Source organism: Borrelia crocidurae, assembly GCF_000825665.2.
GTDB classification, from domain to species: Bacteria; Spirochaetota; Spirochaetia; order Borreliales; family Borreliaceae; genus Borrelia; species Borrelia duttonii.
Map to the genome: position 1 here is coordinate 749,665 of NZ_LN609267.1, position 15,325 is coordinate 764,989.

General features: G+C 28.4%; 11 protein-coding genes, 1 other RNA gene and 2 pseudogenes. All 14 read left to right on the plus strand.

From position 1 onward, the window contains the following. Positions 1-57 precede the first annotated feature (57 nt). Positions 58-1,098 carry an endolytic transglycosylase MltG gene (mltG, locus tag BN1173_RS03635; RefSeq protein WP_025400909.1) on the plus strand — a complete coding sequence of 347 codons (1,041 nt, stop codon included), beginning with the start codon at positions 58-60 and terminating at the stop codon, positions 1,096-1,098. A gap of 7 nt (positions 1,099-1,105) precedes the next feature. Further along, positions 1,106-2,884 (plus strand): annotated as a pseudogene (gene dnaG, locus BN1173_RS03640) (DNA primase). After that, the gene (gene rpoD / locus BN1173_RS03645) at positions 2,877-4,769 is read left to right on the plus strand and encodes an RNA polymerase sigma factor RpoD (RefSeq protein ID WP_040236693.1); all 1,893 of its coding nucleotides are present in this window, start codon (positions 2,877-2,879) and stop codon (positions 4,767-4,769) included. Before dnaG ends, rpoD begins: the two are co-directional and overlap by 8 nt. A gap of 14 nt (positions 4,770-4,783) precedes the next feature. After that, entirely contained in the window at positions 4,784-5,542 is a 759-nt protein-coding gene (locus tag BN1173_RS03650; protein ID WP_040236695.1) for a zinc ribbon domain-containing protein, read from the plus strand. A gap of 28 nt (positions 5,543-5,570) precedes the next feature. Next, an RNA gene (gene rnpB / locus BN1173_RS03655) (RNase P RNA component class A) lies at positions 5,571-5,918 on the plus strand. An 18-nt stretch (positions 5,919-5,936) separates the two neighbouring features. Then, positions 5,937-6,902: a tetratricopeptide repeat protein gene (locus BN1173_RS03660; protein ID WP_012538452.1), complete on the plus strand. Its 966-nt coding sequence runs from the start codon at positions 5,937-5,939 to the stop codon at positions 6,900-6,902. Positions 6,903-6,914: 12 nt separating this feature from the next. Continuing rightward, positions 6,915-7,967: a rod shape-determining protein gene (locus BN1173_RS03665; protein WP_040236697.1), complete on the plus strand. Its 1,053-nt coding sequence runs from the start codon at positions 6,915-6,917 to the stop codon at positions 7,965-7,967. Positions 7,968-7,969: 2 nt separating this feature from the next. Beyond that, positions 7,970-8,815: a rod shape-determining protein MreC gene (gene mreC / locus BN1173_RS03670; protein ID WP_014696533.1), complete on the plus strand. Its 846-nt coding sequence runs from the start codon at positions 7,970-7,972 to the stop codon at positions 8,813-8,815. Beyond that, the gene (locus BN1173_RS03675; protein ID WP_012538455.1) at positions 8,812-9,294 is read left to right on the plus strand and encodes a hypothetical protein; all 483 of its coding nucleotides are present in this window, start codon (positions 8,812-8,814) and stop codon (positions 9,292-9,294) included. The genes mreC and BN1173_RS03675 overlap by 4 nt, the downstream gene beginning before the upstream one ends. A gap of 5 nt (positions 9,295-9,299) precedes the next feature. After that, positions 9,300-11,099 carry a penicillin-binding protein 2 gene (gene mrdA, locus BN1173_RS03680; protein ID WP_014696534.1) on the plus strand — a complete coding sequence of 600 codons (1,800 nt, stop codon included), beginning with the start codon at positions 9,300-9,302 and terminating at the stop codon, positions 11,097-11,099. A gap of 3 nt (positions 11,100-11,102) precedes the next feature. Continuing rightward, positions 11,103-12,422 (plus strand): rod shape-determining protein RodA, encoded by a 1,320-nt coding sequence (gene rodA, locus BN1173_RS03685; protein ID WP_040236698.1) that lies wholly within the window; start codon positions 11,103-11,105, stop codon positions 12,420-12,422. A gap of 157 nt (positions 12,423-12,579) precedes the next feature. Beyond that, on the plus strand, positions 12,580-14,331 hold the full coding sequence (gene thrS / locus BN1173_RS03690; RefSeq protein WP_040236700.1) for a threonine--tRNA ligase: 1,752 nt from the start codon (positions 12,580-12,582) through the stop codon (positions 14,329-14,331). Position 14,332: 1 nt separating this feature from the next. Continuing rightward, entirely contained in the window at positions 14,333-14,956 is a 624-nt protein-coding gene (gene pgsA / locus BN1173_RS03695; protein WP_040236702.1) for a CDP-diacylglycerol--glycerol-3-phosphate 3-phosphatidyltransferase, read from the plus strand. Beyond that, positions 14,946-15,325: pseudogene (locus tag BN1173_RS04690) on the plus strand (hypothetical protein); the annotation flags it as partial. The gene pgsA and the pseudogene BN1173_RS04690, both read left to right, overlap by 11 nt.

The following is a 15,325-nucleotide window of genomic DNA, read 5'->3' on the forward strand; positions in this document are numbered from 1 at the left end:
TTATTATTTAGTTGAAGGTATGTAGACGTGATTTTCTTCTTTTAAAAGAGATTTTGTATTCTTATGGTAATAAAAAAGATTTTTATTTCCCTTTTTGTGTTTTTGCTTTTATTATTCCTTTTTTTATCTTTCTTATATTTTTTAAATTCTTCTCCTCTTAAATCTGATTTGGTATATGAATTTGAAATTCAAAAGGGATGGGGGGTTAAAAAAATTGCTTGGGAGCTTAAGAGAAAGGATTTAATTAGATCTGCTAAATTATTGATAGCAATTTCTTATTTTTTTGGTAGTGATAAAAACTTTAGAGAAGGCAAGTATTTGATTAATGGTTATTGTTCAACTTTTGATGTTTATAAAGAGTTTTTAAAAGGAAGACCTATACTTCCTATTAATATTACTATACCTGAAGGGTATACTGGTAGAAGAATAGCTTTAAAATTGAATGAATCAGGCATTATTAGCAATGTACAAAGTTTTATTGATTTAATCAATGATGTTAACTTTGTTAATGAACTTGGACTTGAGTATGATTCTGTTGAGGGATTTTTATTTCCAGATACTTATAAATTTTATAAAGGTATGGATATGAAAGAAATAATTAGAGTTTTTGTTAGTAACTTTTTTAACAAACTTTATTCTATTGGTATAGATTATAAATCGTATTCTAGTAAGGATCTTTATGATAAAGTTATTATTGCATCTATTGTTGAACGTGAATATAGAGTTAAAAATGAAGCACCAATAATGGCATCTGTTTTTTATAATAGAATAAAATCTAATATGGCATTGCAATCTTGTGCTACAATTGAGTATATTATTACTGAGGAGTTAAATAAGCCTCATCCCACAAGAATTTATTTTTCAGATTTAGAGATTAATTCTCAATATAATACTTATATTAATAAAGGTTATCCTCCAGGACCAATTGCTAATGCTGGAATTGTATCTTTAACAGCAGCCTTTTTCCCGGATAATACAAATTATTTGTTTTTTGTTATAAAAGATCCTAAAGTCGGGACACATAAGTTTTCTTCGGTTTATAGTGATCACCTTTTAGCTGCAAATAGTTATATTCGTAGTTTTATTACTAAGGATTAAATACAATATGGAATATGCTAAAATCATAGATTTAATTAAACAAAGAGTAGATATTGTTAATATAATAAGTGAACATGTTTCGTTGGTTAAATCAGGAGCTTTTTATAAAGGTCTTTGTCCTTTTCATGCTGAGAGAACACCTTCTTTTACTATAACCCCTTCTCAAGGACTTTTTTATTGTTTTGGATGCAAAAAAGGGGGAGATGTTGTTAAATTTTTAATGGATATTGAAAAACTTGATTATAATGATGCTGTTGATTCTTTGTGCACTAAAATAGGAATTGAATATGATAGTGCTACAAGAAGTATGGGAATTAAACGTAAAATTCATGATAAGGCATTAATTTCAGAGATATATAATTTAAATGCTAAGATATATTAAAGTTATTCAATTTTTTTTAAATAATAATAAACTTATTTCATAAATAATATTTTGCAAGAGAGGAGAATATCAAGAGAGATTGTTGATTTGTTTAATATTGGTTATTTATTATGTGATGTTGTAGGTAAGTCAAGTTTTTATGATTTTTTAGTCTCAAAAGGATATTCTAGTAGTATTTTAAGTAAGAGTGGTTTGTTTGCTAGTCGAAGGGAAAAGTTTTCAATTTTGTCTGGAAGATTAATCTTTCCAATTAAAGACTTTAAAGGAAATGTGGTAGGATTTGGAGGTAGAATTTTAGGTAAAAATAATGGCTCTAAATATATTAATTTAAGTGAAACAAGAGTTTTTAAAAAAAGAGAGTTACTTTATGGGTTTTATGAAGGCCTTTCTATGATTAAGGAAACTAGATCTATCATTTTAACGGAAGGATATATCGATGTTCTTGCATTTTTTACAGCGGGTATCAAGATAGCCGTTTCTACACTTGGTACTTCTTTTTCAACACAACATCTTGCTTTAATTAAGAGATATGCCGATAAAATACTAATATGTTTTGATGATGACATGGCTGGACTTGTAGCTACTTTGAAAGCATATCAAATTTGTTTGCCTTTTAATATTGATGTAAGTGTAATTAGGATGAAATATGGAGTTGATCCCGCGGATGTTTTAAAGAATAAGGGTGTTTCTGTTTTAAGTAATATGGTTAATGATAGCTGTGATGCTTTTGAATATCTTTTAGAAAAATATTCTCTAAAATATGATTTAAATAAAACTACAGATTTAAACAGTATGGTTAATTTATTTATAAATTTGATAGGTCTATCAAGTACTAATACACAAAGAGATCTTCTATTGTCAAAACTTGAGAGTAAATTGGGTGTTAAATTGGAAACTTTAAGAAAAGATTATTATAGTATGAGAGAAAAGAAAGCAATTGCTAGCTATAAGAAGAATGCATGTTCTTATGAGGTAAATACCTATGAGAGATATTTATTGGTTGCCTTATTGAAAGACTTTAATTATTTTACTATAATAAGGCGTAATATTAATGATAGTGACTTGTATGATATTGATGTAAAAAAAATTTTTGTATGTTTTGAAAATTTGTTTGATAATAATAAGAGTTTTTCATTGTTTAATTTAAAAGAATTATTAAAAAGTAAATATGGTAGTATTAGTGAAATTTTTTTTGAAAATATGTTACGAGTAGAGTTTGAAGTGGATGATGAGATGGTTAAGCAAATTTTATTTGCAATTAAAAAGAGAAAAGTAGAAAATAGAATTTTGGCATTTAAAGAGATGATCAAAAATTATGTTTCGATAGATGCTAAAGCCCAGATAAGAGAATTGATGTTTTTAAATATGCAAAGAGAAAATCTGAGGATATATTTAAATGAATAGTGTAGATAATAAAGACTTGCAGGCTTTTAAGAAAAAAAATTCAAAATTAATAAAGACTATTTTAAATTATTTGGGAGATAAAAAGGAAATTACTTTTGAGGACCTATCAACTTTTTTATCAGGAGATATGTTAGAGCCTGATAATATTGATTGTATTTATGGAATTCTTGAAAATGAGGGGATAGGTTTGATTAATGAAAAAATAGGGTCAGATATTTGTGATGTTGATGAACTTCATGAGGCAAGTAAGCTTGATAGTCAATGTATGATGTTAGATGATGCTATTCAGGTTGATGATGAGCTTGATGATAAATTGGATGATTTTGATGATGAAGTTTTAGACAAAGAAGATTATAATTCAGGATACATTAAGAGTGGTTTATTAAAAGATAGTAATTCTGAGGATCCAATAAGACTTTATTTAAAAGAAATAGGAAAAGAGTTTTTATTAACTGGAAATCAAGAAGTAGAACTTGCAAAACAAATGGATTCTGGGGAGAGTATAATTGAAAATATTCTTAAGAACGAGGGATTAGTTATAGAGAATTATTATAATTTGGTTAATGCTATTTATTCAAGAGTTGACAAAGAGGAATTTTTTAAAAAAGATAGAGAAAGGGAAAAAGATAATAATTTTGATTATTATAACAAAAAAAAAAGAATTACTTCATTTTATAAATCTTTATTAAAGCCATTCCAGGATCGTTTAGTCAAGTATGTTGAGAGAAAGCATAGATTATATGAACTTGGTGAGGATATTTTTGAAGAGAGTATTACTAATGAGAGATTACAGATAAAAGAGCTTCTTAAGTCGATTCCTTTATATCAGGAGGAATTACGTTTATTTTCAGATGATTATATTGATTCTGCTAGTAAGATAAAAGATTTAAAGAGGCAACAAAAATCTATACTGGATAGATTGAAAATAGATAAGGTGCGAAATCTTAGAATTCTTGGCAGGGATTTGGCTATTCCTGAGAAGAGAGAGAGAATAGAAAAATCTTTAAATATTAGGGAAGATTTAATTAAGGAACAAATTACAGAAGCTCAACTTGCTCAAAAAGAACTTGAGAGGATTGAGATGTATTATGAATATCCAATGGATAAGATAATAAGTATGTCAGAAGAGATCCTTAAGGGTAAACAAATGATGCAACATGCAAAGGATCAATTAATTAAAGCTAATTTGAGACTTGTTGTAAGTATTGCTAAAAAATATGCTAATAGAGGTTTACATTTCTTTGATCTTGTTCAAGAGGGTAATATTGGTCTAATTAAAGCGGTTGAAAAATTTGAGTATAAAAGGGGATTTAAGTTTTCTACTTATGCTACATGGTGGATTCGTCAGGCAATAACAAGATCAATATCAGATCAGGCACGTACCATTCGTGTACCTGTACATATGATTGAACAGATAAATAGACTTAATAGGGAAACAAGATATTTAGTTCAGGTTTTAGGTAAAGATCCAACAGATGAAGAGTTATCAATTAGGCTTGGTTGGGATCTCAAAAAAGTAAAAACCGTAAAGAATGTTTCAAGAGAACCTGTTTCACTTGAAACACCAATTGGAGAAGAAGAGGATTCTGTGCTTAGTGATTTTATTGAAGATAAGGCGATTAAAAATCCAGCAAAGCATACATCTTTTGTTGTATTACAGGATCAAATAAGGGCAGTTCTTGGAACTTTGCCAGAGAGAGAACAAGAAGTTGTTAAGATGAGATTTGGTCTTGAGGATGGATATTCTTTAACTCTTGAAGAAGTAGGATTACATTTTAATGTTACAAGAGAGAGAATTAGACAAATTGAGTCTAAAGCCTTGAGGAGACTTAAGAATCCAAAAAAAACCCAGAAACTTAAAGATTATTTGGAAGATTTAAATTGAATAAGGAGGTCTTCGTGGAGAGTAATATTGATATATTGAGAAATCTTGAAGGTATATATAAGTCTAAATTTGAACTTGAAGAACGCCAAAGGAATATTCCTAAATATTTGCAAACTAAAAAAGTTCAAATTGATGGACTTGTTGAGACTTTTGCCGAATTGCAATTACGATTTAGGGAATATCAAAAAGAAGATGCATCTTTAAAATTAGATATTCAAGATATTAATGTAAGAAAGAGCAAGGCTGAAGAGAAAATTGATAGTATCAAGACTCAAAGGGAGTATGAGGCTCTTGAAAAAGAATTGCAAACCATTATTGATGATGAAGTTGCTATTAGAAAGAAGATGACACATATTACTGGACTTAAGACTAAAGTAGACAGGGAAATAGCCGATGTTAAGAGTAAACTTGAGATTGAGCAAAATATTTATGCTGTTGAGAGTAATGATCTTGAAAATGAACTTTTAGAAATTGTCAAAAAACTTGATTCTATAAAAAGTGAAGAAGAAAAATATTCTTCTCGTATGGATGAGGATTTTTTATTTAAATTTCAAAGAATTATTCGCAATAAATCTAATGGAGTTGTACCTTTAATTGACAGTGTTTGTAAGGGTTGTCATATGATACTTCCTGTGGAATTTGCAAATAAGGTGAGGCGTGAACCAGATGATATTAAGTTTTGTCCTTATTGTAGTAGAATACTTTATTATCAGGATAAATTTGAAGTTGGGTTGGGGATGATTCCTGGTGGTTTAGCAGATCTTATAGAATAATATTTTAAAATTTATGTGTGTATTTGAAGTTGATATCCAGTCATCGCTTAACATACTGTATTTCAGTATCTTGAGAGGAAAGTCCGAGCTCCAATAAGAGCATAATGCTAGGTAATGCCTAGGAGTTGAAAGACTTAAGATAGTGTCACAGAAAATTACCGCCTTAGGGTAAGGGTGAAAAGGTGAGGTAAGAGCTCACCGCTTATTTAGTGATAAATAAGGTCAAGACAAACCTCATTAGGAGCAAAATCAAGTAAACAAGCTTCCTTAGCTCTTGAGGGTATGCTTGTGGGTAGATTGCATGATTTTTTCAGTGATGGAAAAACAAGATAGATGATGACATAATACAGAACTCGGCTTATGGATATCAACTTAAATTTTTTAGAGAATCTTTATGGGAATCAATTATTTGAAATTTATTTTTTATTTTGTTATAAGTTTATCACTTGTATTCTTTCTTTTTTTTATTTTATCTTATTTAAAAGCTTTTTCTAATTCTTATTTAAAAGCAGGTCCTACCGAGGTAAATTTGCTTGTTTTGTGGGAGAATAAGGAGTACAAAGAAATAATAGATTATGCTGAGAATGGTATTAAAGAAAATAAATTTGATTTTAATCTAAATTTACTTCTTGGATTTTCATATTTTTATTATTCTTTAATGTTAAATGATAGTTATTTAAAAAATCAATTTTTGGATAATGCAATAGAAAGATTGAGGTTTTTAATGTCTATTAATGATGATGTTCCTATGAGTTCACTTTATTATATTTTGGGAAAAGCTTATTCTCATAAGGGTGAGTATTATAGTGATCTTTCTGTTAAATATTTAAATAAGGCTTTATATGCAAGTAGTTTTGATTTTGTAAATGTAAAAAAAGATATTTTTGAGTATTTGGGGTATTCTTATCAACTCTTAAGAGATTATAATTCTAGTTTAAAATTTTTTGAAAAGGCTTATAGAGAAAATAAATCTGATCTTATTCTTTGGAGTTTGGCATATGTTAATTATAAGGCAGGAGATATTGATAAGAGTATTGAATATATAAATAAATTTTTAGAAGAAGAGCATGAATCATTAAAAGGAGATAAGCGAGATGATAATTTAGTGCAAAAGGTATATTTACTTTATGGAAATATTTATTTTGAGAGAAGTGCTTATGAGGATGCCTTTAATTGCTATGATAAAGTCTTGAAAATTAATAGTTTAAATCCTAATGTTTATGTTAAAATAGGAGACATATATAGAAAAAGAGATAAAGATTATCCTAAGGCTAGAAAATATTGGCGAGAAGCATTAAGCATTAATCCTTATTTAGAAGAAGCAAGGGAAAGGCTTAAAATTAGCCCGGAGGATTTTTAGAGGGAGATTGATTTGAATTTTTTTAAATCTTTTTTGATAGATATTGGTATTGATCTTGGTACATGCAATACTTTGGTTTACATTAAGGATTATGGTGTAGTTATGAGTGAACCTTCGGTAGTTGCTATTGATGTTAATAAGAATAATAGGGTGGTAGCTGTTGGTCGTAATGCAAAGAAGATGCTTTGGAAAACACCAGAGAATATTAAGGCAGTAAGACCACTTCGTGATGGTGTTATTGCTGATATTGAGAATACAGAAAAAATGATTCGGTATTTTATAGGTCAGATTTTTTCTCGAAAAAAATTATTTTTTAAACCAAGAATGGTAATAGGAGTTCCAACTTGTATTACTGAAGTTGAGAGAAGAGCTGTAAAAGAGAGTGCAATGAATGCTGGTGCTCGTGAGGTTAAAGTGATTGAAGAATCTCTTGCAGCTGCTATTGGATCTGATATTCCTATTTTTGAGCCAACAGGTCATATGGTGTGCGATATTGGAGGAGGAACTACCGAAATATCAGTTATTTCTCTTGGTGGTATGGTTGTAAGTAGAGCTATTAGAACAGGTGGTGATGAATTTGATGAGAGTATTATTAAATATATGAGGAATGCTCATAATATTATTATTGGACAACAAACAGCTGAAAAATTAAAAATTAAAATAGGTAATGTTTATCCAGATACTCATAATTTGAAAATAGAGACAATAGATATTAAAGGAACAGATGCTGTTACGGGTCTTCCTAGAAAGCAAATTATTGATTCTATGGAAGTAAGAGAGTCTTTGCAAGAACCCATTAGTACCGTTGTTGATGAGGTTAAGAGAACTCTTGGGGCAACTCCTCCGGAGCTTGCAACTGATATTGTTGAGCGTGGCATTATATTAACAGGAGGTGGGGCTCTTCTTAAAGGACTTAGTAGGCTTTTATCAAAGGAAACAGGAGTTCCAGTTTACGTTGCGGATAATCCTCTTTTATCTGTAGCTGTTGGAGCTGGTCTATTTTATGATTATGCTAATAGAATAGATATTGTAAGTAAAAATATATATAGAGTAATTAAAGAATAAATATGAAGTTTCTTGTTAAATTCAAGGATTTTATTAAAGTAATAACTGTATTAATATTTGCTACTGTTCTTATGTTTTATGACACAAATGGTTCTAGGGTGAAGAAAAGAGATGATTTTTTTATTTTTACTTTAAATTCATATATTCAAAGGAATATGTATGAATTTTTTAATTTTGTCTCTAGTATTTTTAAAGCAATAAATGAATATAAAGATTATGGTGAGACTATAGAAGCTTATAAGAAGCGCATACAACAACTTGAGATAGTTATTCAGAATGTTCAAGTATTAAGACAAGAAAATTCTAGACTTAAAGAACAACTTGAATTTTATTCTGAACATTCTAATGATTTTATTTCAGCCGAGATAATTTATCTAAATTATGCAAATATTTCATCTCTAATGGCAATTAATAAAGGTTATAATGATGGTGTTCAAAAAAATATGATAGCCGTTGCTTATCAAGATGGATTTAGTGGTCTTGTTGGCAAAGTTGTCAAAGTTTATGCAAATACTTCAAGAATCTTACCTTTAACCAGTTATGAAAATTTTGTTTCTGCGAGAATTCAAAATAGTAAATTTATAGGTCTTGTTGAAGGTAAGGGATATGGTGAGGTTCTTGAAATGAATTATGTTAATAAATTGGCTGAAAATTTTTTGAAAGTTGGGGATTCTGTTGTTACGGCTGGTTTTAGTGATTATCCTGGTGGCATTTATATAGGTAAAATTACTCATTTTGATGTTCTTGAATATAATTCGCTTTTGAGTATTAAAATTGAACCCATAATAATTTTAGATAAATTAGAATATGTGTTTTTGATTAAGGGTGATGAGAGGATGAAAAATTGATATCTTTTATATTGTATTATATTATTAGCGTGCTTTTGGGACAAATTTTTCAATATTATTGTGATATAGGTTTTTCTTTTTCAGTAGATATATTTTTAATTATTTTAATTTTTAATTCTTTAAATTTTGCTTTTAATGTAGGTTTGATTTCAAGTATTTTACATGGTTTTATTATGGAATATTTTAATGGATTGCCACTTGGTTTTTTTGTATTTTGTTATGTTTTAGTATTTTATCTGCTCTATAAAATCAAGATAGTTGTTCCAAAAAGTATGTTTAGTGTAACAATGTTTTTTATTTTTTCAAAATTTATTATTTGGTTTGTAGCAATGATTTTTGCAGATTTTGTTGATCTTAAAGGTTTTAATTATTCAATATTTGATCTAAATCTTATTATCAATATAGTATTTTTAAATTTTTTATATCCAATTTTAAATTATTTCACAAGGAGTTTTTATACTATTAGGGAGGAATATTAATTAAAATGAAACTTGTTTCGGGCATTAGATATAAGTTTGGAATGTTTCTTCTATCTTTCGTTTTTTTTTCTTACCTTTTTACTTTATTTAAGATGCAGATTGGAAAACATTTGTTTTATGATAGGGAAGCAACAGTTCTTTTATCTAGAGTTGAAAAGGTTAGTGCTTCAAGAGGGGAGATCTTAGATTCAAATTTTAATGTTCTTGCAAATAATCTTACAGTTTTTGTTTTAAAGATTAGCTTGGAACAATATTATAGTATGTCTGTTAAAGATAGAGATGAAATGTTAAATTTTTTATCAGATATTTTAGGTATTGATAGGGAACCTATTCTTTCTAAAATTGAGGCTACTAGAGGGTATTTAAAGGATGTGGAAATAATTGAACTTAATCCAGAAATGTTATTTAGGATTGCTGAGAAGAGAAGTTATTATCCTGCTCTTTTGTGGACATATTCATTTAAAAGGAATTATTTGGTAGATGATTCTTATTCTCATCCTATTGGATATGTTGGTAGGATTAATCAAAGGGAATTACGTGCTTTTTATAATGTTAAAGGATATGATAACAATTCTACAATAGGAAAATTAGGAGTTGAGCAAATTTATGATAGTTATATTAGAGGAAAAGAAGGTTTAATTAAATATAGAGTAGATTCTAGAGAAAGAAAGATAGATAGTGGTTCTATTATCGAGCATATGATACCTGGTCATAATATTGTTTTAAATATTAATAAAGATGTTCAGATGCTTGCTAAGAATACTTTAGGTAAGAGATATGGAACTGTAGTGGTATTAAAGCCCTCAACAGGAGGTGTTATGGCGTTGCATAATTATCCTTATTATTCAATGAATGATGTTTATAATAAACATTCTAGAGAGGATTATTCGTTTTTAAATAGAGCAATCCAGTCGGTTTATCCACCCGCATCTATTTTTAAACTGGTTATGGCTACGGCTTTGTTAGAAGAACAAGTTTTGGATAAAAATAAAAAACTTCATTGTCAGGGCTATTTTAGGGTGGGAAATAGAATGTTTCATTGTTGGAATCGTGTTGGGCATGGTTATGTTGATTTAGAGCATGCTGTTGCTCATTCATGTAATGTTTATTTTTATATGGTGGGACTTAAATATCTTGGTGTTGAGAGAATAGTTAAATATGCAAAAGAATATGGTTTTGGGGAAAAAACAGAGATTGATTTACCAAATGAAGTTTCTGGACTTCTTCCAAGTCCAGAATGGAAAGAGAAAACTTTCAGTCAACCTTGGGTAGGAGGTGATACTGTTAATTTTTCAATAGGTCAAGGCTTTTTAAATGCTACTCCTATTCAGATTGTAAATATGGTAGCTATGATTGCCAATGAAGGTGTTATTTATAAACCAAGAATTGTTAGTAAAATTTTAAATGGTAATACTAATGAAGTCATTCTTGAAAATGTTCCTGAAGTTCTTAGAAAAACAAATATTATTAGTAAACGTACTTTTAGACTTTTGAAAAAATATATGAGAAATGTTGTAACTTATGGTACTGCTAAAAATTCAGTTTTAACAAAAGCTGTTGAAGTTGTAGGTAAGACAGGTACAGGACAAACGGGTGTTATTGGGGTTGAAAATAGTTCTTTTGTTGGTCTTGCTCCTTATAATGAAGTATCGAGTAAACAAATTGTTATTTTTAGTTTTGTTGAGGGAAGAAGTAATGCAGGTATGTGGCCTGCTAAATCTGTAGATTTAATGATGCAAGGAATTTTTGCTAAACAGAGTTATGAAGATATTCTTAGAGAATATAAACCATGGTATATTAGGTAAAATATGGCTGTTTTTAGAAAAAGTTATGATAGTTTGACATTATTTAGTTTAGTAATGATATCTTTTATTGGGATTTTGCTTATATATTCCAGTGATTATACTTCTAATGGTTCTTTAATGAAAATAGAGTATATTAAACAGATTATATGGGTTATTGGTGGGTTTTTTGTAATTTTTGTAGTAGGAAGGTATGATCTTAAGATCATATATGGTATGGTTTATCCTTTATATTCTTTATTAGTTATTTCTTTGATTTTTACTGCTGTTTTTGGTATTACTGTTAATGGAGCTAAATCTTGGATTGGGATTTGGAAATTAGGTGGACAACCCTCAGAATTTGGGAAAATTATTGTTATTTTAACTCTTGCCAAATTTTATAGTAGTAAAAATGAATATCATAATTTCTTTGCTTTTGTTTTTGCATTTATTATAATTTTACCTGTTATTCTATTTGTATTCTTGCAGCCTGATTTTGGTACAGCCATAGTTTATTTGAATATGTTTATCTTTATTTCTTTCTTTGCTGGTGTAGATATACACTATATTTTATATTTTACTTTAACAGGATTTTTATCATTTATTTTTGTAGTATTGCCTGTTTGGTATGAATATAAAGCGGATATGGGTAATACATTATATTTAATCTTTTCTAATAATTTTTATTTTAAAGTAGCTTTTTTGGTATTGGCCTTGATATTTTTATCCTCTGTTATAGGTTTTTTTATTTCAAAATATAACTTGAATATTAGGCTTATTTATTTTTATATATCATTTGCGAGTTCAATTTTGTTAATAGCAGCTTTTTGTTCTAAATTTCTGTCAAAATTTATGAAACCTTATCAAATTAAGAGGTTTTTAGTTTTCTTAGATCCAAATATTGATCTTAAAGGTGCTGGTTGGAATTTAAATCAAGTAAAGATTGCCATTGGTTCTGGAGGTATTTTTGGTAAGGGATTTTTAAAAGGTCCTTATACTCATGCAAATTATGTTCCGTCTCAAAGTACTGATTTTATTTTTTCAATTCTTGCTGAAGAATTTGGTTTTTTAGGGGTAAGTATTGTTTTAATATTATTTTTTCTTATTTTTTTTAGGATTTTAATAATAATGGATAAAAGCAAAGATAGATATATGTCTTTAATTCTTGCTGGTGTATTGTGTCTTTTATTTTTTCATACTGCTTTTAATATTGGTATGTCTTTAGGTCTCTTACCAATTACAGGTATACCTTTGCCTTTTCTATCTTATGGTGGTTCATCGACTATTACTTTCTTTTTGGCTATGGCTCTTTACTTTAATATTGAATCTATAGTAACTATGGACTGATAAATTTATATTCTTTTCTTATTATTTTATCTGTTTTTTTGATAAATTTTTTTGTATATTGTATTGAGAAGATTTGTTGTTTATCTATGATTTTTTAAGTTGTGAATTTATTATAATGTTTTCATGCTGCAAATTTTAAAGTTTATAAGGTGTTGTTATGGGTGAAAAATTAGATAAGGATAGTATTCTTTATAAAAAGAGACATTCGATTGCACATGTTATGGCAGAAGCTGTTCTTGAATTATTTCCAAATACTAAGATTGCTATAGGTCCTCCAATTAAAGATGGTTTTTATTATGATTTTGATTTTGAAAAGCACATTTCAGAAGATGATCTTTTATTAATAGAACATAAAATGAGAGAAATTTTAAAGACGGGTAGTCCTTTTATAAGAGAGGTTATAACGAGAGAGCAGGCGTTAGTGCTTTTTAAAGATGAACCTTATAAGATAGATTTAATTCAAAATTTTGATGTTACAGATGAGATTACAATATATAAGAGTCATAATTTTACGGATCTTTGTAGAGGTCCTCATGTTGATAATATGAATAAGCTTGATCCAAAAGCATTTAAATTAACTAGTATAGCTGGTGCTTATTGGCGTGGCGATGTAAAAAATAAAATGTTAAGTCGTATTTATGGAACTTTATGGAATAATGAAAAGGACTTAAAAGCATATCTGAAATTACAAGAAGAGATAAAAAAGAGAGATCATAGAAAGCTTGGTCGTGAACTTAATTTGTTTTCTGTTCATGAGGAGATAGGGCCTGGTCTTATTTTTTTCCATCCACATGGTGCTAGAATAAGGGCTTTAATAGAGAATTTTTGGCGAGAAGAGCATTTTAAGAATGGTTATGATATACTTTTTACTCCTCATATTGGTAAATCTTGGATTTGGGAAACTTCTGGTCATTTAAATTTTTATAAAGAGAGCATGTTTGAAAAAATTGAGATGGATAGAAGTGATTATTATGTTAAGCCTATGAATTGTCCATTTCATATTGCAATTTATAATACTGATAAGCATTCTTATAGAGATTTGCCATTTAGATGGGCTGAACTTGGTACTGTTTATCGTTATGAAAAAATAGGTGCGATTCATGGTACTATGCGTGTTAGAGGTTTTACGCAAGATGATGCACACATTATATGTACTTATGAGCAAGTAGATTTTGAAGTTAGAGAGGTTTTACGTTTTGCGATTGATATGTGGAATAAATTTGGATTTACTAATTTAAAGGCATATCTTTCGACAAAACCTGAGAAAGCTGTGGGGGATGATGATGATTGGCAAATGGCTGTTAAAGTTTTAGAGAAGGCCTTGATTGATTTTAATATCAACTTTGATATTGATGAAGGCGGAGGAGCTTTTTATGGCCCCAAAATTGATCTTAAGATAATTGATTCTCTTGGAAGAGCATGGCAAATGAGTACAATTCAATTTGATTTTAATCTTCCTGCAAGATTTAAGATGACTTATACTGCAGAAGACGGCAAAGAAAAGAGACCCTTTATGATTCATAGAGCGCTTCTTGGTTCTATTGAAAGATTTTTTGGAATCTTAGTGGAGCATTATGGTGGAGCATTTCCTGTATGGTTGGCTCCTATTCAAGTTGTAATTATTCCTGTAAATAGCGTTGTAGAAGAATATGCATTGGAAGTATTGTCTAGATTTCAAAATGAAGGAATTAGAATAAAATTTGATAATTATTGTAATATGAGGATGAATGCAAAAATTAGACAATATCAGTCAAAAAAAGTTCCATATATGTTTATTATTGGAGAGAGAGAAGTGGTAGAAGGAAAAATTTCAATTAGAACTAGAACAAATGAGCAAATTAATGGACTTGAGCTTAAAGAAGCTCTTGAATTTGTGAATTTAAAGATAAGTAATAAGGAGATCTTATAGCTTGCATAGTAAAAAAATAATTACTCCAAATAAAATAACGCTCCTTAGAATTATATTATCTTTTGTTATTTTATCTATATTATGTATTGAATATTGGTGGAATTCTTATTTAATTTTAAGTTTAATTTGGTTTTTAATTATTTTTAATGAAATTACAGATATTATTGATGGATATATTGCTAGAAAATATGGTTTAATTAGTAATGTAGGTAAAATTTTAGATCCCTATGCAGATGTGTTGCAACATTTAACATATTTTGTTTTTTTCTTTTATAAAGGTATTACTCCGTATTATTTTTTTGTGATATTTGTATATCGTGAACTCTCTGTTGGTGTTATTAGAAATTTAATTATTCAATTTAATATAATCCAGCAAGCTAGAATTTCAGGTAAGATAAAATCGTTATTTTATGCTATTGCTGTATTTGCTAGTCTTTTGCTTTATACTTTTGATAAGTTAAAAATTATTACTTTTGTTGATGGTTTTATTAGTTCAATTTTAAATTTAACTTTTAGTTTTTCTTTTATTGTTGCAATAATATATGTTATTTCTGCTTTTGTAACTGTCATATCATTAATTGATTATGTCATGATATTTTTGGATCTTGGCAAGTATGAGAAGTAATTTATTATTAATATTTATTTATTTTTTTAGTAATTTTTATTCTTATGCTGATGTAAAGCAAATGTTGACCGAAGTTAAGCCTTTAAGCATTTCAAGCAAGAATGGAAAAGGAAGCATTTATTTAAAAGTTGACAAGTCTTCTGATTATATTTTGACTTTTGATGTCGCTTTGGGGACAGATTTTGTATATATGGTATATGACGTTTTTAATAAAAAAAATATAACAGATAAGATAAGAAAAAATGATGTTAAACTTACATTGCAAAAGGATGTTCTTTATGCTGTAATTTATGTTACATCAGAGAATGTAAATATTAATTTTACTCTTAATGAACTAGAGGGAATCAATAATTGGTGATAGTTCTTTAA